This window comes from Burkholderia sp. BCC1996, from assembly GCF_905339955.1.
Classification (GTDB): domain Bacteria; phylum Pseudomonadota; class Gammaproteobacteria; order Burkholderiales; family Burkholderiaceae; genus Burkholderia.
This window is the reverse complement of record NZ_CAJPHM010000007.1, coordinates 307,385-324,487: the sequence shown is the minus strand read 5'-3', so window position 1 is coordinate 324,487 and position 17,103 is coordinate 307,385. Positions and strand designations below refer to the sequence as shown.

14 protein-coding genes and 1 pseudogene are annotated in these 17,103 nt (G+C 68.0%); 4 read left to right on the top strand and 11 right to left on the bottom strand.

Going from position 1 to position 17,103, the window contains the following annotated elements; all coding sequences use genetic code 11:
- Positions 1 to 91 precede the first annotated feature (91 nt).
- The 5 genes from U4Z64_RS13265 to U4Z64_RS13245 form a co-directional block, all read right to left on the bottom strand.
- Positions 92 to 1,501: an HlyD family secretion protein gene (locus U4Z64_RS13265; RefSeq protein ID WP_082088613.1), complete on the bottom strand. Its 1,410-nt coding sequence runs from the start codon at positions 1,499 to 1,501 to the stop codon at positions 92 to 94.
- A complete protein-coding gene (locus U4Z64_RS13260) occupies positions 1,488 to 3,347 on the bottom strand; it encodes an FHA domain-containing protein (RefSeq protein WP_321820191.1) in 1,860 nt (619 codons plus the stop codon). The genes U4Z64_RS13265 and U4Z64_RS13260 overlap by 14 nt, the downstream gene beginning before the upstream one ends.
- Before the next feature lie 191 nt (positions 3,348 to 3,538).
- Positions 3,539 to 4,966 carry an efflux transporter outer membrane subunit gene (locus U4Z64_RS13255; RefSeq protein WP_321820231.1) on the bottom strand — a complete coding sequence of 476 codons (1,428 nt, stop codon included), beginning with the start codon at positions 4,964 to 4,966 and terminating at the stop codon, positions 3,539 to 3,541.
- A gap of 423 nt (positions 4,967 to 5,389) precedes the next feature.
- Complete coding sequence (locus U4Z64_RS13250; protein ID WP_124485920.1) at positions 5,390 to 5,815, bottom strand: DUF4399 domain-containing protein; 426 nt, start codon at positions 5,813 to 5,815, stop codon at positions 5,390 to 5,392.
- 42 nt (positions 5,816 to 5,857) lie between these two features.
- Positions 5,858 to 6,286 (bottom strand): DUF4399 domain-containing protein, encoded by a 429-nt coding sequence (locus tag U4Z64_RS13245; RefSeq protein WP_257772328.1) that lies wholly within the window; start codon positions 6,284 to 6,286, stop codon positions 5,858 to 5,860.
- A 325-nt stretch (positions 6,287 to 6,611) separates the two neighbouring features.
- Between U4Z64_RS13245 and U4Z64_RS37615 the strand changes: the two are divergent.
- A pseudogene (locus U4Z64_RS37615) lies at positions 6,612 to 7,310 on the top strand (caspase family protein); the annotation flags it as partial.
- A gap of 3 nt (positions 7,311 to 7,313) precedes the next feature.
- A complete protein-coding gene (locus U4Z64_RS37610; protein WP_415750573.1) occupies positions 7,314 to 8,579 on the top strand; it encodes a formylglycine-generating enzyme family protein in 1,266 nt (421 codons plus the stop codon).
- Between the two features lie 86 nt (positions 8,580 to 8,665).
- On the opposite strand, the gene U4Z64_RS13235 is transcribed toward U4Z64_RS37610, so the two are convergent.
- The 5 genes from U4Z64_RS13235 to U4Z64_RS13215 all read right to left on the bottom strand — a co-directional run bounded on the left by U4Z64_RS13235 (position 8,666) and on the right by U4Z64_RS13215 (position 12,262).
- Entirely contained in the window at positions 8,666 to 9,196 is a 531-nt protein-coding gene (locus U4Z64_RS13235; protein WP_321820189.1) for a GNAT family N-acetyltransferase, read from the bottom strand.
- Between the two features lie 100 nt (positions 9,197 to 9,296).
- A complete protein-coding gene (locus U4Z64_RS13230) occupies positions 9,297 to 10,046 on the bottom strand; it encodes an amino acid ABC transporter ATP-binding protein (protein ID WP_044846549.1) in 750 nt (249 codons plus the stop codon).
- Positions 10,033 to 10,683, bottom strand: a complete 651-nt coding sequence (locus U4Z64_RS13225) for an amino acid ABC transporter permease (protein ID WP_321820188.1) — start codon at positions 10,681 to 10,683, stop codon at positions 10,033 to 10,035. Before U4Z64_RS13225 ends, U4Z64_RS13230 begins: the two co-directional genes overlap by 14 nt.
- On the bottom strand, positions 10,680 to 11,366 hold the full coding sequence (locus U4Z64_RS13220; protein WP_044846547.1) for an amino acid ABC transporter permease: 687 nt from the start codon (positions 11,364 to 11,366) through the stop codon (positions 10,680 to 10,682). Before U4Z64_RS13220 ends, U4Z64_RS13225 begins: the two co-directional genes overlap by 4 nt.
- An 89-nt stretch (positions 11,367 to 11,455) precedes the next feature.
- The gene (locus U4Z64_RS13215) at positions 11,456 to 12,262 is read right to left on the bottom strand and encodes a transporter substrate-binding domain-containing protein (RefSeq protein WP_044846546.1); all 807 of its coding nucleotides are present in this window, start codon (positions 12,260 to 12,262) and stop codon (positions 11,456 to 11,458) included.
- A gap of 532 nt (positions 12,263 to 12,794) precedes the next feature.
- Between U4Z64_RS13215 and U4Z64_RS13210 the strand changes: the two genes are divergently transcribed.
- Entirely contained in the window at positions 12,795 to 13,748 is a 954-nt protein-coding gene (locus tag U4Z64_RS13210; RefSeq protein ID WP_321820187.1) for a universal stress protein, read from the top strand.
- A 12-nt stretch (positions 13,749 to 13,760) separates the two neighbouring features.
- On the opposite strand, the gene U4Z64_RS13205 is transcribed toward U4Z64_RS13210, so the two are convergent.
- Entirely contained in the window at positions 13,761 to 16,052 is a 2,292-nt protein-coding gene (locus tag U4Z64_RS13205; protein WP_321820230.1) for a heavy metal translocating P-type ATPase, read from the bottom strand.
- 234 nt (positions 16,053 to 16,286) lie between these two features.
- On the opposite strand from U4Z64_RS13205, the gene U4Z64_RS13200 reads away from it, so the two are divergent.
- Positions 16,287 to 16,904: a VTT domain-containing protein gene (locus tag U4Z64_RS13200; protein ID WP_321809706.1), complete on the top strand. Its 618-nt coding sequence runs from the start codon at positions 16,287 to 16,289 to the stop codon at positions 16,902 to 16,904.
- Positions 16,905 to 17,103: the final 199 nt, after the last annotated feature.

The following is a 17,103-nucleotide window of genomic DNA, read 5'->3' as shown; positions in this document are numbered from 1 at the left end:
TTGATCCCTGTCAGCGGCGGTTCGCCCTGATGCGCCGCCGGTGCCTCGCCTCACCGCTTGCCTGCGTTCCACTACGCCGTGGCGGCGACCGTCAGCCCGCGATCTGCCTGAACGGGTCCAGCGCGAACCCGATCAGGCGGCGCTCGCGCACCACGATTTCCGCCGTGGCCGTCATGCCGTAGCGCAGCGGGTAGGTCGTGCCGGCAATCGTGTACGCGTTGCGCACGAGCGCCACCCGGCCCTCGTAGACGGGTTCCTTCGTCTGCGCCTGCGGCTTCGTCGCCGGCGAAATGTATTCGAGCGTGCCGTCGATCACGCCGTAGCGCTGATACGGAAACGCATTGAACTTGAGCTTCACGGGCAGGCCTTCGTGAAGGAACGCGCGGTCCTGCTCCGCGATCGCGACCTTCACCACCGGCCGCGCATCCGACGGCGCGATGCTGCCGAGCGGCGTGTTGGCGAGGATCTTGTCGCCGGGCTGCGTCGTGGTCACATCGGTGATCACGCCGGAGACGGGCGCCAGCACGAGCAGGAAATTGTCCTTGTCGATGTTCTCGAAGCGGATCCGCGCGGCGGCATCCGCGGCGAGGCGCGCCGTCTGCACCTGCAGACGCAGCTTCTCTTCGGTGTTCGCGATGTCGCGCACGGTCGCGTCGTACTGGATGCGCAGCCCGGCGAGCGTCTCGCCGCTGCCTTCGAGTTGCGCCTTCGCCTGCGCGAACTCGTGGCTCTGCTGCGCCTCGAGCTGCGTGAGCCGCGCCTGCGCGACGCGGTAGCTGTCCTGGGCCTGCAGGTAGGCGCTGCGCTTCTGTTCCACCTGGCTCTGCGACACGCCGCCGCCGCCCGGCAGCGCGAACAGGCGCGCGTACTTGTCCTGTTCGTCCTTCGCGAGATCGAGTGCGTGGCGGGCGTTGTCGATATTGCTGCGCGCTTCGTCGATCTGCGCGTGCTGCGACTGCGCGAGCTTGCTGGTGCCTTCGGCAATGCGGTTCTGGTGCAGGTGCTCCTCGACCTCGATCTGTTGCTTCAGCGCGTCGGCCTTGCGCTCCATCAGCTGCTTCTTGTCCGGAAACTGCTTCCATTCGCGCTCCGCGTCGTCGAGCTTGAGGCGCGCATCGAGCGCGTTGGTCGCCGCCTCGATCGCGCCGCGCGCGTTGATCCGGCCGATCACGTCGTTCTTTTCGACCGGCTGGCCTTCGGCGATGTAGATGTCCACCAGCTCGCCGTCGACGGGCGCGTAGATGCGGCGCACCTCGGACTCCGGCGCGAGCGCGCCCGGCGCCGTCACGATGACGTCGGCGCGGCCGACGAACGACCACAGCAGCGCACACACGACGAGCCCGACCATCGCGATGATGGTCGCCTGCGTGAGCCGCCACGGCCGCGCCGTCAGGATCGCGATCCCTTCGACGCTGTGATCCTCCAGCGCCTCGCCCAGCGAGCGTGGCGGCTCCGGCGGCGGCGCCTGGCGCGCGCGCTTGAGCAGACTATCGAGCTTCACTGCGCCCTCCCGACGAAGCGAGCCGCTCCAGCGTTGCGACATGGGCGGCGAATTGCGGCGTCGCGAAGCGGAACTGCTTGAGGCGATCCAGTACGGCCGGCCCGTGGCCGGCCCGCGCGTCGCTCTCGAACTGCAGGTACTGCTGCAGGTCGGCCCGCACCGCGTCGAGGCCGCCGAGGCGCGGATAGCGCTGCTCGTCGTCGGCGAGCAGCGCCGGGAGACCGTCGAGCCGGTCGTCGTCGAGCGCCGACGCGATCGCGCGCTGCAGCCGCTCGAGCGCGGCCACGTAGACGGAGTTGTCGCTTTGCAGCCGGCGCAGCTGACTGAGCGCGTCGGCATACAGCACGCCGAACGCGGGAACGTATGACGAAATCCGGTCGAGCAGCCGCTGATGCGCACCCGGGTCGTCGTTCCAGCGGCCGGTCAGCGCCTTGATCGGCGCTTCGTCGCGATAGATGCGGATCGGCGCTTCCGCCCCGCCGCGCCCGGCGACGAACGCCTGCAGTTCGCCGATCCACGCGACTTCGTCGACGAGCGGGCGGGCGTCGGCGTTGTGGCGCGCCAGCGTGCGCATGTCCTGCACGACGGCACGGGCGCGGTCGAAGGCGCGCGCGTTCATCGCGGCGATCCAGTCCGGCACTTTCGACCGGACGAGCGCCTCGGTGCCCAGCGCGACGAACGCCGGGTCGTCGGGATGGCTGGCCAGATGGCGGTCGGCGAGTTGCGCCGCCTGCGCGGCGTCGCCGCGCGCCAGCAGCGCGTGCATCTCGCGCAGCGGCGCGTCCTGGAAATACAGCGTCGCGACCAGCAGGCCGACCGCCGCGAGCAGTGCGCCGCTCCACCCGCCGAGCCGGCGCAGGTTGACGTGCCCGCTGCCGCCGAACGCCTCGCTCAGCTCCGACAGGAAGACTTCGATCCTGCCGCGCCGGCGGCGCGCGTCATGCGCGGTTTCGGCGGCGCCATGCGCGGCGTGCGGGTTGACCTCGTCGTCCGGCTGAACGGCCGGCACCGTGCAGAAGATGTCGAGGAACGAATGCGCGGTATCGACGAAGGTGGTCCGGTCGGGGTCCGCGGCGGCCGCATGCGCGGCGGCGCCGGGCGACGATGCGGCCGTCACGGTGGAGTCCGGCCCCGGCTCGCGCTGCACCCCGACGCGATAGACGAAATGATCGCCGCCGAACGCGAGCAGCGCGCCGTCGCCGAGCGGCACCGCATGCTCGTCGAGGCGCCGGCCGTCGACGAACGTGCCGTTCGTGCTGCCGAGGTCTTCCACGAAGACCTCGCCGTCCTGCACGTAGATGTGCGCATGACGCCGCGACAGGTAGTTGACTTGATGCGGATACGCGTTCCGGTAGCAGGCGAACGTGTCGTCGGTCTTGCTCACGAGGAACGGGAAGGCGGTAATGATGACCGGTTGCAGGCCGAGATCGCCGCGCTCCGGCGCCAGCGTGACGACGGCCGGCCGCGCCGGCCGATGCGTCGCGCGCGGTACGAACGCGGCGCGGTACGCGAGCGCGCCGGCGAAGCGCAGTTCGTCGCCGTCGCGCAGCAGGTGCGGCTTGTCGCCGACCTCGACACCGTTGACGGCCGTACCGTTCTTGCTGCCGAGATCGGCGACGTAGGCCGCGCTGCCTTCGAAGAAGATGCGCGCATGGCGGCGCGACAGGTCGGCCACCAGTTCGGGCCTCGCGGACGCGAACGGCGTGTTGGTGCGCCCGACGGCGAACAGCGCGTGGTCGATCCGGATCTCGCTCAGCTCCGGATGCGAAACCGGCTTGAGCACGATGTCGAACTGCCGGTCGAGCGCGGCGTGTTTCTCGGCAATCGAAGCGGCGTCTGGAACCATGATTCGGCCAACGATCGACATGCGCCCGCCAATGGAGACGCGGCGCAGGCAACGCGACGCGCTTTGGAACCACCTGAGTGAAGCCGCACCGCCAACGCACGTGGCGGCACGATCGTGAAAAAAGTTTAGGCGACGGATGGCGGTAGTCAATCGGCTGGCGCCGATCGCACGGCTGCGCAGGGCTGGCGTGTTCATTGCAGCGCGTGGCCGGTCGGCTCGCTGCCTGCATTCGAGATTTCGACCGCGCGCCAGCCGCCGCCGATCGCCTTGTAGAGCGTGACCGTGTCGCTCAGGATCTGCTGATGATTGGCGAGCAGCGCGAGTTCCGCGGATGCCACCGAACGCTCCGATTCGAGCACCTCGAGTTGCGAGACGAGCCCTTCCTTGAGCTGCGCCTCGACCTGCGCTGCGACGGTGCGCAGACGCGTGCTCTGCTGCTGAAGCTGTATGCGCTGCTGCTTGTGCGCGTCGAGATCGACGAGTGCATTTTCCACCTCCTTGAACGCGGTAAACACGGTCTGCCGGTACTGCTGCTCGGCGACCTTGGTCTGCGCCTCGGTCGTCTTGATGTGCGCGCGCACGCCCGGGTCGAACATCGGCAGGTTGATGCTCGGCAGGAAGCTGAACGTGAACGCCTTGAAGAGATCCGACAGCGCGAACGCCGCGGTGCCGCCACGCCCGGTCAGGCTGATCGACGGCAGCTGCGCCAGCTTCGCCGCGCCCACTTCGTCATACGATTCGAGCACGCGGTACTGCGCGGCGACGACATCCGGCCGGCGCGCCAGCAGTTGCGCGGGCAGCCCCATCGGCACGTCCGGCAGCTTGACGCGCTGCCGGAGATGGCCGGCAGGCATCCTGAATTCGCCGGCCGGCACGCCCAGCAGCGTCGCGAGCGCGTTCTCGGCCGTGTCGCGCGAGCGGTGCAGTTCGATCAGTTCGTTCGCCAGCCCGTTGATCTCCGCGCTCTGCCGCAGCACTTCGGTCTGCGGCGCGATGCCGTTCGCCAGCATCGACTGGTAGATCGCGAGGATCTTCCGGTTCTTGTCGAGCGTGCGCTGTTCCTGCTCGATCTGGTCGTCGAACTGGAGGATCCGGAAATACGTGCTCGACACGTCGGCGACGAGCGTCAGGTAGCCGGCGCGCCAGTCGGCCTCGGTCGCGCGGTATTCGGCCTTCTGCGCCTGCACGCCTTTCTCGACCTTGCCCCAGATGTCGATCTCCCAGTTCACCTGGCTGCCGAGGTTGTAGGACTTCGACAGCGTCTGATGCGTGTTCTTCTCGAAGTCCACGCCCGCGCCGAGATCGGCGCTCGGCAGCGCGCCCGCCTGGACTTCGCCGACCTGCGCGCCGGCCACGCCGATGCGCGCCGCCAGCACCTTGATATCGACGTTGCCCGCGATGGCCTTGTCGATGAGCGCGTCGAGCGTCGGATCGTCGAAGCTCTTCCACCACTCGGCGTTGACCGCGTCCGACGCGGATACCGGCCCGCGCGCATGCGCCCAGGTGGTCTTTGCCGGCATCTCGGGGCGCTGGTAGACGGGCACGTTCAGGTCCATGCAGCCGGACAGCAATGCCGCGCATGCGCCGGCGGAACCGGCGATGCGGGCCAGCGAACGCATGAGGCCGCGGCAGTTGCGCGTGGCAGTCGGCGACAGGCAGGTGTTCACGATCGACTCCTTGGGCGGAACGCGGCGACGATGCGGGATCGGCGGAAGTGTTGGTGTCGATGCTGCAGCGTGGCACGCTCGCGTCTCATCTCGCATGGGGCGTGCCAGCCGCTCGCGGGGGCGGCGGCAATCGTGCCGGCAGGCTTGCCGGCGCGGGTCCGGGTCACGAAGACGGGAATTGGAGCGACGTGCGCGCGGCACCCGGATCAGCGGTGCGTGATGGGGCGTCGCAGACAGTTCGGGCTCGGGATGTCGGGTGTGCGCCGACACTTGGCGCATCGGGCGGCCGCGTCGCCGTCCGGCGCCCGCCTGCTCACCTGCTCGCGTGAGCGCGAGCGCGCGTACGTCAGCGATCGCCGATCGGCGTGCGCGACGTCACTTCACGTAGATCGTGATTTTCTTCGAGTAGACGGGGGGATTGTGCGGCACGTGGTTGGCGTCGCCCATCAGGAGCTGCAGCGTGTGCTTGCCCGGCGGAAGCTCCAGCGTGGTCTCGGTCTCGCCCGCGCCGAAATGCAGGTGATTGCGGTCGGACGGAATCGGCTGGTCCATCGGCGGCAGGTCCGTATCGACCAGCAGGTGATGGTGGCCCGTGTTCGGAAACTGCACGTGCGACGGCGCGACACCCATGTCGCGCAAGCCGAACCACACGCGGAACGGACGTCCGGCCGGCATCACCTGGCCATCGTTGGGCCAGCCGATGTAGACGACGGCCTTCGGGGGATGCGTGCCGGTCTCTGCGGTCGCCGCCCCCGTCCATAGCAGCGTCACGGCAACGGCGAAGAGGATGAGCTTGTTCATGGCGGCAATTCCCGGTTCGGGCGGCAGGCGCGGGATGGCGCGCTACTTGACCGTGATCGTGATCTTCTTCGAATACACCGGCGGATCGTGCGGCACGTGGTCGTGGTCGCCCATCAGCATCTGCAGCGTGTGCTTGCCGGGTGGCAGCTCGATACGCGCCTCGGTTTGACCGGCACCGTAATGGAGGTGATTCCGGTCCGACGGTATCGGCTGGTCCAGCGGCGGGAGATCGGTATCGATGAGCAGATGATGGTGGCCCACGTTGGGCCGCTCGATGCCTTTCGGGCAGATGCCCATGTTGCGCAGGCCCATGCGCACCCAGAACTTGCCGCCCGTGATCGTTGCGCCGTCGGACGGCCAGATGATGTAGGCCTCGGCGCCGGGCGGCGAAGTCGTACGCCCGGCGGCGAACGCGATCCTCGGCGCCAGGACGGTGGCGGCCAAAGCCAACAAGGTAGCCCTTCTTCGCATCGTGTTGCTCCTCGCGTGGATGGCGGCGCGCGGCGTCGGACAGTGGAGCGTGTCTAACAGCTTAGGACGTAATCGACAGGAAGGCACATAACGATGTTCCAGGGTAACGGGCCGGCCGCGATGCGCGGATACGTATGTCCGTTTTTTGCAAGACCCGCGGGTGGATCCGGTGATCGCCGCCAGGCGCACGTGCTATCTTGAATGTGTCCCGGCCGCGCCCGTGCCTGCCGCAAGCCGGCATTGCGCTCGCCGCGACCGAACACCCGGCAATGGCTGCGCTCCGCCTTCGGCATCGGGTCCGACGGCGCACCCTAGGGGGCTCAACATGTGGCGAATACTCCTGCCCGCATGCCTGCTTGCGTCGATCTCGGTGGCATCGAGCACGTGCTCCGGCGAGGACATGCATGCTTTTCCCGCACCGCCGTCGGCGTCCGCGCGCGCCCCGTCAGCCGAACCGCGGCGCGTCGCGCTCGTGATCGGCAACGGCGCCTATCGCGATCATCCGCTCGCCAATCCCGTTCATGACGCCGATGCAATGAGCGACGCGCTGCGCGCGCTCGGCTTCGACGTCATCACGTTGCGCAACGCAACCCGGCAGCAGATGCTCGACGGGCTTGCCGCGTTCGAACGCCACGGCGCGGCCGGCGGCACCGGGCTGGTCTATTTCGCGGGCCACGGCGCCAGCGTCGGCGCAACGACATGGCTCGCGCCGGTCGATGCCGACGTCGGCGCGCCGGCCAGCCTGTCGCGAACGGGTATCGACCTGCAAACCGTGTTCGACGCGACGTCGCGGCCGCGCGGCGACCGGATTGATCTGATCATTCTGGATTCCTGTCTGATCGCGCCTCCCGGTGCCGGCCACGTGGCGGCCCCCGAGCCGCCGCCGCATACGCTCGTCGCATACGCGGCAGCGCCGGGCGCAGGTGCGGCCGACGGTACGGCGCACGGCGTCTACACGGCAGCGCTGCTGCAGACGCTCGCGGTGCCGGGGCTCGGGATCGCACAGGTCTTCGACCGTGCCGGCGCGATGGTCGAACGCGCCACCGGGCATCGGCAGACGCCGTGGATCGCGTCTTCCCTGTCCGGTGCGGCAGCGACGTTGGCGTTCACCGGGGCGCGTCGCGCTGGAATCGGCGACGCGCATGCCGGCGGCGGTACGGCGCAACGATCCGACGTGCTGGCCGACGTCGGCATCGTGGCGCTCGATAGCCGCGGCGTGATGCCGAAAGACAGCGCCGAACAGTACGAAATCACGTTCTGGGAGTCGATCAAGGACAGCAAGGAGGCGGGCGACTACGAAGCCTATCTGAAGACCTACCCGAACGGCCGCTTCGCGCAGTTGGCGCAGGCTCGTCTCGCGCGACTGCGCGCGGCCGCGCCCAAGGCGCCAGCGGCGTCCGCGCCCGCGCAGACGGCGAGCGCCGCGCCGGCCCCCGCCGCCGTTTCGGCTCCGGCTCCGGCTCCGGCACCTGCGCCGGCGCAGCCCGCGCACACGTCCGGCTCGACGCCGAAAGCGCCGCCGCCCGCTGCCGCGGCGGCCCCGTCGGCACCGCCGCAGAAAGGCGGCGCGACGGCCGCCAATGAAATCCACGATTGCCCTGCCTGCCCCGCCATGCTGGCGGTCAGTCCGGGGGCTTTCACGATGGGCAGCAATTCGGGCGATCCGTCGGAAAAGCCTGCGCATCGCGTGACGCTCGATCACGGCTTTGCGTTGGCGAAGTACGGCGTGACGGTTGCGCAGTGGAACGCATGCCGCGACGCGGGCGCCTGCCCGCGCCTGCCCAACGACAGCAACACGGCGGCGAACGCGCCGGTGCGCGACCTGAGTTGGGACGATGCGCAACTGTACGTCAAGTGGCTGTCGAAAATCAGCGGCAAGTCTTACCGGCTGCCGACCGAGGCCGAATGGGAATTCGCGGCCCGTGGCGGCACCGCGACGCGCTACTGGTGGGGCAACGAGATGCGCCCGGGCAACGCCAACTGCAAGGACTGCGGTCAGCCTTGGCATGCCGACGCACCGGACAACGTCGGCTCGTTCGCGGCCAATCCGCTCGGCTTCTACGACATGGGTGGCAGCGTATGGGAATGGGTCAGCGATTGCTGGCACAACTCGTACAGGAATGCGCCTGCCGACGGCCGCTCATGGGACGAGCCGAATTGCCAGGTCCGCGTCATCCGCGGCGGCTCGTGGCGGGATGGTGCAGGCTACATGCCCGTTTCGACACGCTTCAAGTACGACAGCAGCGTACGTTATTCGGCAAACGGGTTTCGTGTGGCGCGGGACGTGAAGTAGAACGCGCGGGCTGCCGGGCATCCGCATTCCGGCAATCGGCAACGCGCACGTCGGTGTGACGCGCGTGCGCGTGGCAGCAGGCGCACTCATGCAACGAGACTCGTCAGGTCGTCCCACACCATCACGATGTTCTGCGATCGCCAGATCGGCCCCGCATCGACGTACTCGCCGGCCAGCCGGCCGTTCAACGACGCGTAAAAGGCGATCGCGGCGTCGTTTCCCTTGACGACACTCAACGCCGCGCCCTGGTACCGCATCGTTTGCAGATGCGTTGCGAGCCGGGCGAGCAGCGTGCGGCCGATGCCGCGACGCTTGAACCCGGGATCGACGTACAGGAACTTGATCTCGCCACGGCCGCCGAAGATCGGCTCCGACGGCGCGCCGGCCGCGCCGATGCCGACGATCGTGCCGTCGGTTTCCGCCACGAGCACCAATTGGTCGCCCGCGTTCGACGCCAGCTTTTCCCGCCATGCCCTGCCGCGATGGCGCTCGTCGAGGACGGCATGCGCCTGCGCCGGCGCGAGATCGCGATAGGTATGCCGCCAGACCTTGACGTGAAAATCGGCGATCGCCTGCGCATCGTCGAGGTGGGCGATCCTGACGGATATTACGGACATGGAAGACTCTCTCGGCTGGCTTGGCACGCGCGGGCGCGGCGCACGAGCCGGATTGTCGACGATCGGGGCGACCGTGTCAGCACCCCGCGGGCATCGCGAATCAGCGCGCAACCGCTTCCGTGTTCCGGACGCTGCCCAGGAACCGCGTCAGCTCCACCGTCTGCGGCCGCTCGAAAATCTCTTCGGCCGTCCCGCTCTCCCACACCCTGCCCTGGTGCATGAACACGATCCGGTCGCTCACCGCCCGCGCGAAGTTCATCTCGTGCGTGACCATGATCAACGTCATGTCCTCGCGCGCAAGCTGCGCGACGACGCCCAGCACCTCGCCGACGAGCTCGGGATCGAGCGCGGACGTGATTTCGTCGCACAGCAGCACGCTCGGCTTCATCGCGAGCGCACGCGCGATCGCGACGCGCTGCTGCTGGCCGCCCGACAGCTGTTCCGGAAACGCGTCGAACTTGTCGCCGAGGCCGACGCGCTCGAGCATCAGTTCCGCGATCGCGCGCGCCTGCTGGCGATGCGACTTTTTCACGACCGACTGCGCGAGCATCACGTTCTGCCCGGCGCTCAGGTGCGGAAACAGGTTGTATTGCTGGAACACCATGCCGACCTTCAGCCGCAGCGCACGCAGGTCCGCGTGCCGCGCATCGACGCGTTCGCCGTCGATCGAGATCGTGCCCGCGTCGATGCTCTCGAGTCCGTTGAGCGTGCGCAGCAGCGTGCTCTTGCCCGAGCCGCTGCGGCCGATGATCGAGACGACCTGCCCGCGCTCGACGGAAAAATCGATGCCCTTGAGCACATGATGGGTGCCGAAGTTCTTTTCGAGACCACGGGTTTCAACGAGCGGCATGCCATCTCCTTTGCAACGTGCGCGCATAACGGGTAAGCGGATAACAGAGCGCGAAATAGATCAGCGCGACGAGGCCGTACACGACGAACGGCCGGAACGTCGCGTTCGAGATCGCGATGCCGACCTTCGTCAGCTCGGTGAAGCCGATGATCGACACGAGTGCCGTATCCTTCACGGCCTGCACGCCGAAGCCGACCGTCGGTGCGATCGCGATGCGCGCGGCCTGCGGCAGGATCACGTGACGCAACTGCTCGACGTAGCTCATGGCCAGGCTCGCCGACGCCTCCCACTGCCCTTTCGGCACGGCCTCGACGCAGCCGCGCCAGATCTCCGCGAGATACGCGCTGGTGAAGAACGTGAGCCCTGCGGTGGCCGCGATCCACGGCGGCACGTCGAGCCCGACGAGCGGCAGGCCGAAGAACACGATGAACAGTTGCATCAGCAACGGGGTGCCCTGGAATATCTCGATGTACAGCTTCGCGATGCCGCGCAGCAGCGTGGAGCTCGACACGCGCATCACGAGCAGCCCGAGGCCGACGACGCCGCCGGACAGGAACGACACGATCGACAGTACGATCGTCCAGCGCGCGGCCAGCAGCAGGTTCGCGAGAATCTGCCCGAACGTGAAGTCGATCATCGCGCACCTCGCACGCGACGGGAGAACAGGCGGCGCCCCATCGAGCCGAGCGTGGCACGCAGCAGCAGCGCCATCGCCAGATACGCGAGCGCGATGACGAAGTACGTCTCGAACGCGCGGAAGTTGCGCGACTGAATGTAGCCGGCCGCATAGGTCAGGTCGGCCACCGAGATCTGCGACACGACCGCCGAGCCGAGCATCGTGATCACGATCTGGCTCGACAGCGCCGGAAACACCTTGGCGAGCGCCTGCGGCAGCACGACGTGGCGCAGCATCTGCGCGCGCGACATCGCAAGCGCGGACGCCGCCTCCAGATGCCCTTTCGGGACGGCGGCGACGCCCGCGCGCACGATCTCGACCGAGTACGCGCCGAGATTGAGCGTCATCGCGAGGATCGCGGCCGTGTATTCGTCGATGTGCACGCCGAGCGCGGGCAAGCCGAAGAAGATGAAGAACAGCTGGACGACGAACGGCGTGTTGCGGATCGCCTCGACGTACGCGCCGATCAGCGGGCGCAGCCGCACGGCCGCGCGCGCGTCGGCACTGTACGCGGCCGCGCCGAGCACGCCGAGCGCCACGCCGAGCACGGTCGCGACCGCGGTGAGCGCGAGCGTGATCGCCGCGCCGCTCGCGAACACGCCGGCGTATTCGGCGAGCTCGCCGAATTGAAGCTGGTAGCTCATGACGATGGAGTAAAGTCGGGTTCGGACAACGACACCCGCCGCGCCGGCGATGCCGGCCGCGGCGATGTATCAGGCGACACTGCGATTCGTCACAGTCCGGCCGGCAACGGCTGGCCGAGCCACTTCTTCGACATCGCGCCCAGCGTGCCGTCCTGCTTCGCATGTGCGATCGTGTCGTCGATCTTCGCGAGCAGGCGCGGTTCGTTCTTGTTGACGCCGACGAAGCACGGCGAATTCTTGATCACGAACTTGACCTCGGGCCGGCGCGGCGGATTCTTCGCGAGAATCGCCGCCGCGACGATGTTGCCGGCCGCGATCAGTTGCACTTGCCCCGACAGGAACGCCTGGATCGTCGCGTTGTTGTCCTCGAAGCGCTTGATCGTCGCGTTCGGTGCGAGCTGCGACAGCGCGATCTCCTCGAGCGCGCCGCGGGTGGCGCCGACCGTCTTGCCGTTCAGGTCGGCGGGCGCGCTGACCTTCACGTCGGCCGGCCCGAACACGCCCTGGAAATACGGTGCGTACGCGCTCGAGAAGTCGATGACCTTCTCGCGCTCAGGTGTCCTGCCGAGCGACGAGATCACCATGTCGACCTTGTTGGTCGTCAGGTACGGAATCCGGTTCGCACTGTTCACGGGCACGAGCTTCAGTTTCACGCCGAGCGACTTGGCGAGGAGTTCGGCCATGTCGATGTCGTAGCCCTGCGGCTGCATGTCCGTGCCGACCGAGCCGAACGGCGGATAGTCTTCGGGCACCGCGACGCGCAGCGCGCCGTTTTTCGCGATGGTGTCGAGCGCGTCGGCATGCGCCGGCGCGGCAGCGAACAGCGCCATCACGGGGGCGGCGATCAGCGCAGCCAGCCAGGTGCGTCGGGGGAACGGTCGAGTCGTCGGGCTCACGGTGAATCTTCCTTGTCTGGTATGTCGTCGGGCAGCGCGCAACCGTTGCGCGGCCGCGGGTACTCCAGCAAAAACCGGGCCACCGGTGCGAAACGCTTGCCGTACCGGCACTCGACGGAAATTCCGGCGCACCGCATTCCCCATTTCGGTGCGTGGGCCGGCACCGGCGCCAGCGGCTGCCCTCGCAGCGCGCGCCGGCGCACCAAATTACCTAACCGGTTCATTCCGCGAAGCGGGGCCGGTGCTTGGGGCGCATGCCGGTTCCTGGGCATCGATCCGGGACGCCACGATCGGCGAATCGCAATCGGCACTGCGTCACGCGGCACGCTCCGGGGGCGCCATAAACCAGACGAATCGCCGCTCGTCGAACGTGCACCGCATCGCCGCCGCGACTGATCGAAGACGTCGACGTGACCGCATCCGGCCCCGGGGACCACGAAGACAAACGCGCTTGACGAAAGTCAAACCCGCGGAGACGACAGGTGCAAAAAATTGCGTATGCAGGATCGCCGATTGCCACCGGGAGACATTCATGAGCGCCAGCACTTCAACCTTCCAGGCGGCGCCCGCGCTCCAGCGGGTGCTGATCGCCATCGACGGTTCCACCGCATCCGATCAGGCGCTGGCGTATGCCAGGGCGTTCGTTCCACCGAATGCATCGGTACGCATCGTCAGCGTTGCGGATAGTCCGCGCACACTCGTCCCGCGCGGGTCGAGATCCGCGGCGTTTCTCGAATCGGCCCGCGACGAATTGCTGCGAGACGCATCCGACGTGCTATCGCGCGCCCGAAGCGCAATGGCGCGCGACGACATCGCGGTCGACACGGAAGTCGTCGACCTGTCCACGCACGGCGGGGATATCGCGCATGCGCTGGCCGACAGTGCGCAAGCTTGGCAGGCCGAACTCGTGATCGTCGGGGCACGCCAGCATCACGGCCTGCGCGGATGGATCGAAGGAACGGTTTCCGGCCCGCTCGGCACGCTCGTCGGCTGCCCGCTGCTCATCGTGCCGGAAGGTTTCGGGTCGGTGGCCGAGCGCCTGCCGCGGCGGATGCTGTTCGCCGTCGACGGGAGCCCGATTGCGCTTCACGCATTGCGAACGGGATTGAAATTCTCGTGGCCTGACACCGAATTTCGGGCGATATACGTGCTCGATCGCGCCACGCAGCTGGGTGATTTCGTCCCCGTCGAGACGCTGGAAAAGGCGTTGCTTGGCGAAGGCAATCACGCACTGCAAAAAGCCATGGCCCTGCTCGACGGCATCCCCGCCGGGCGCTCGCAGTCGCAGCTGATCGAAACGGATCGAACGGGCGAAGACGTGCCGCACCTGATCGTGCACGACGCGATCGAATGGAATGCGGACTTGATCGTCATGGGCACCCACGGGCGGCGCGGCGCCACGCGCTGGCTGGTCGGCAGCGTGGCCGGACGCGTTGCGCGCATCACGAAAACGCCGGTCCAGCTCGTGAGTGCGCCGCGTGCATGATGCGTCTCGGCGTCACGCATCCGCTCCGACGGCGTGGAACAGTTCCTCCTCCTGAGCGCAATGCAGGCGTACGATCGCTTCCAGCCCGTACAGCAGGCGTTGTATCGCCTGCACCTGCGTGGCGTTCCCCGCATCGCCCGGCAGGTCCGCGACCATCTGCCTGAGCGATCGAACCATCCTGAAGATCTCCCGGTGTGCGCCGCTCATCGCCGCCAGCGGGTCCTCGCCACCGAGCAGCGGGGCGAGGCGCGCGTAGACGTCCCGATCGTCGGCGCGTTCGTGCGGCAGCAGCCGTTCGTCGAGCGAGTCGATCAGGCGGACAAGCTCGCCGGCGATGGCGGCCCCGGACAGGTGCGGCAGGCGATCCGCGAGATCCCTGATCTGGTCCAGCAACGGTGACAATGCCGTGTGCTCGCGCTTGAGTTGCTCGACGTCGACATCCGCGAGCCGGGCGTCCGTCAGCCTCGGGCGAACCAGCAACACGCGCAACGCATTGACGATGACGGCGACGTCGATGACTTCCTGAATCACCGCGCCGGCAATCGGCGGCAGGAATCCGGCCGCCGCAATCATCATCGCGACGATCGACAGCGACATGCCGGTCACCACGCTCTCGAGCGCGATCCGGCGCGAGCGTCGGGCGATTCGCATCGCATCCACGAGCCGATCGAGCCGATCCACCAGCAGAACCACGTCGGCCGCTTCGGATGACGCGGCCGCGCCCCGCGCGCCCATCGCGATACCGACGTCGGCCGCCGCCAGCGCCGGCGCGTCGTTCACGCCGTCGCCGACCATGATCGTCACGCCTTCCTTGCGCGCGGCCTGGATGGCGGCGAGCTTGTCCGTCGGCGTCTGCTCGGCGCGCACGTCGGTGACGCCCAGCAACTCGCCGACGGCCTGGGCGATGTCGCGCCGATCGCCGGTCAGCATGACGAGGCGCGCGACGCCTTCGCGTTTCAACAGCCGCAGCGCCCGCGGCGTTTCCAGCCGCACCTGGTCGGCCATCTGGATCGCGCCGATCATCACACCGTCGACACCGACGAACACGGCAGCCCCGCCCTCGTTGCCGACCCGTTTCAGGAATGCGTCGCTCCACGGGGCGGCCGTCGAGCAGGCGCGGACGTACCCGAACTTGCCGATCGCGACGGCCCGGCCGTCGACCCGGCCCGTCACGCCCTCGCCCGCCGTTTCCACGACGACCGACGGCGGCGACAGCGTGATCCGGCGCTCCCGCGCGGCGACCGTCAGCGCATCCGAAATGACGTGGCCCGAAGCCTGGGCCAACGACGCGGCGAAATGCAGCACATCGTCCGTGCCGACGTCCGCGCCGCATTCGATCGCAACGATGCGGGCGCGCCCTCCCGTCAGCGTCCCGGTCTTGTCGAAGAACAGGATCGTCGCTTGCGCGAGTCGTTCCAGCGCGCCCCCGCCCTTGACCAGGATGCCGCGTTTCGAACAGCGCGACATGCCGGACACGATGGCGACCGGGACGGCGAGGATCAACGGACACGGCGTGGCCACGACGAGCACGGCGAGCGCACGTGCGACATCCCCGGCCAGCAGCCACGCGATGCCCGCGACGAGCAGCGAAGCGAGTACGAAGAACGCGGCATAGCGATCCGCGAGACGCACGGACGGGCTGCGCTCGCGCTGCGCGCGTGCGACCAGGCGGACGATACCGGCAAACGTGCTGTCACCCGCCGTCGTGCGGGCCACCATTTCGAACGGCGCGCCGGCGTTGACCACGCCGCTGCAGGCGCTTTCTCCGGAGCGTCGCCGCTGTGTGCTCGACTCGCCCGTCAACATGGATTCGTCGAGTTCCGCATCATCGGTCAAGGTGCCGTCGACCGGCACGAATTCACCGCTTCGCACGAGCAGCCTGTCACCGGGAACGAGCGTTTCCACGCCAACGGAACGCCACTCACCGTTCTCGAACCGGGTTGCCTGCCGAGGGGCACGGCCGAGCAGCGCGGTCATCTCGCGTTGCGCGCGGTCTTGCGCATACCGCTCCAGCGTCCGCCCGCTGGCCAGCATCAACGCAATGACCGCGGCGGTCAGCGTCTCGTCGAGCGCGATCGCCAGGCCAATCGCCAGCCATGCGAGCACATCGATGCCGGCTTGCCGTCTCGCCACGGCCCTGGCAACGGATACCGTCAACGCGAGCAGGACCGGCAGCGCACCGACCAGCCAGACGACGCGCGCGAACGAAGGCAGGCCGAACGCAACGCACACGCCTCCTGCGGCGAGCGTGACCGCCGCCAGAACCAGCAACACGAGATCGATCGACCAGCGGATTCGCGACATGACGATTGTTCCGATCGCCGCGCATGGCGGCGTTCGCCGCATCCGGTTCGGGTTGCGGTTGCGGACGGCGTGGCACCAGTCTAGTAAACGCCGCGGCTCGACCGTTGACATGGGTCAGCACGACGCGCCTCCCGCGACATGCCGGCACGGCGCGCGGCTTGACGTGAGTCAAGCCGTCAGCCACTTTCCTCAGCAAAATTGAATCGTGAAACCGGATGGCCCGGAGTCGATATCGTGCTGACGCTGGCGGTACTCTTTCTGCTGATTCTGCTGCTGAATCTCATGCCGGCATTCGCCCCGCCCACCTGGATGGCGATGTCGTGGGTCGGCTTCAACCTGCCGGACGGCAATCCGTTCATCTTCGCCGTCGTGGCGGCCGGCGCGGCCACGACCGGCCGCGTGATCCTGGCGACCTTCGCAAGATCGCTCGTCCGCTCCCGCTGGATACGCGAATCGGATCGCGAGAATATCGACGTCGCCACACGCTGGCTGCGAAAGCACCGAACGCTCACCGCCGGCGCGTTCTTCTTCTATGCATTGAGCCCGCTTCCGTCGAACTATCTGTTCATCGCGTACGGACTGTCCGGGTTGCCGCTCAGGATCATCGCGGCGGCCTTCTTCATCGGCCGCGCAACCACCTATGCGATCTGGGCGCATCTCGGCCGCTTCGCGTCGACCCGGCTGGACCTGGAATCCGAACTCGAAGGCACTTATCTCGGCGGATACTTCGTCGTCACGCAACTGGTGTTGCTCGGCCTCGTGTTCGTGTTGATGAAGCTCGACTGGCGCGCGCTCGTCAACGAACGTCGGGTGACGTTCCGGCGCGGCCATCGTCCGCGCGGTTCCGATTGACGTTCGCGTATGCGGCGCCCCGGGCGGGCACGTCGGCTGCCCGGTCCTGCCTGCCGGCCGCGAATGCCGCGCATGAAGTCATGCAACGCTTTCCCGCTTGCGCGGATCGACGTGCGTCATCACGTCCGGATTCGGTGTGTCCGGTGGCGAACGCGCGATCCCGGTCGCGATCGGCCGCTTCCGGAACGTCCGGCCGCCC

Bases quoted from the DNA above. Each gene is read 5' to 3' on its own strand.
- U4Z64_RS13260 (WP_321820191.1), bottom strand. From the start codon at position 3,347: ATGGTTCCAGACGCCGCTTCGATTGCCGAGAAACACGCCGCGCTCGAC.
- U4Z64_RS13255 (WP_321820231.1), bottom strand. From the start codon at position 4,966: ATGCGTTCGCTGGCCCGCATCGCCGGTTCCGCCGGCGCATGCGCGGCA.
- U4Z64_RS13250 (WP_124485920.1), bottom strand. From the start codon at position 5,815: ATGAACAAGCTCATCCTCTTCGCCGTTGCCGTGACGCTGCTATGGACG.
- U4Z64_RS13245 (WP_257772328.1), bottom strand. From the start codon at position 6,286: ATGCGAAGAAGGGCTACCTTGTTGGCTTTGGCCGCCACCGTCCTGGCG.
- U4Z64_RS37610 (WP_415750573.1), top strand. From the start codon at position 7,314: ATGGTCGAACGCGCCACCGGGCATCGGCAGACGCCGTGGATCGCGTCT.
- U4Z64_RS13235 (WP_321820189.1), bottom strand. From the start codon at position 9,196: ATGTCCGTAATATCCGTCAGGATCGCCCACCTCGACGATGCGCAGGCG.
- U4Z64_RS13230 (WP_044846549.1), bottom strand. From the start codon at position 10,046: ATGCCGCTCGTTGAAACCCGTGGTCTCGAAAAGAACTTCGGCACCCAT.
- U4Z64_RS13225 (WP_321820188.1), bottom strand. From the start codon at position 10,683: ATGATCGACTTCACGTTCGGGCAGATTCTCGCGAACCTGCTGCTGGCC.
- U4Z64_RS13220 (WP_044846547.1), bottom strand. From the start codon at position 11,366: ATGAGCTACCAGCTTCAATTCGGCGAGCTCGCCGAATACGCCGGCGTG.
- U4Z64_RS13210 (WP_321820187.1), top strand. From the start codon at position 12,795: ATGAGCGCCAGCACTTCAACCTTCCAGGCGGCGCCCGCGCTCCAGCGG.
- U4Z64_RS13205 (WP_321820230.1), bottom strand. From the start codon at position 16,052: ATGTCGCGAATCCGCTGGTCGATCGATCTCGTGTTGCTGGTTCTGGCG.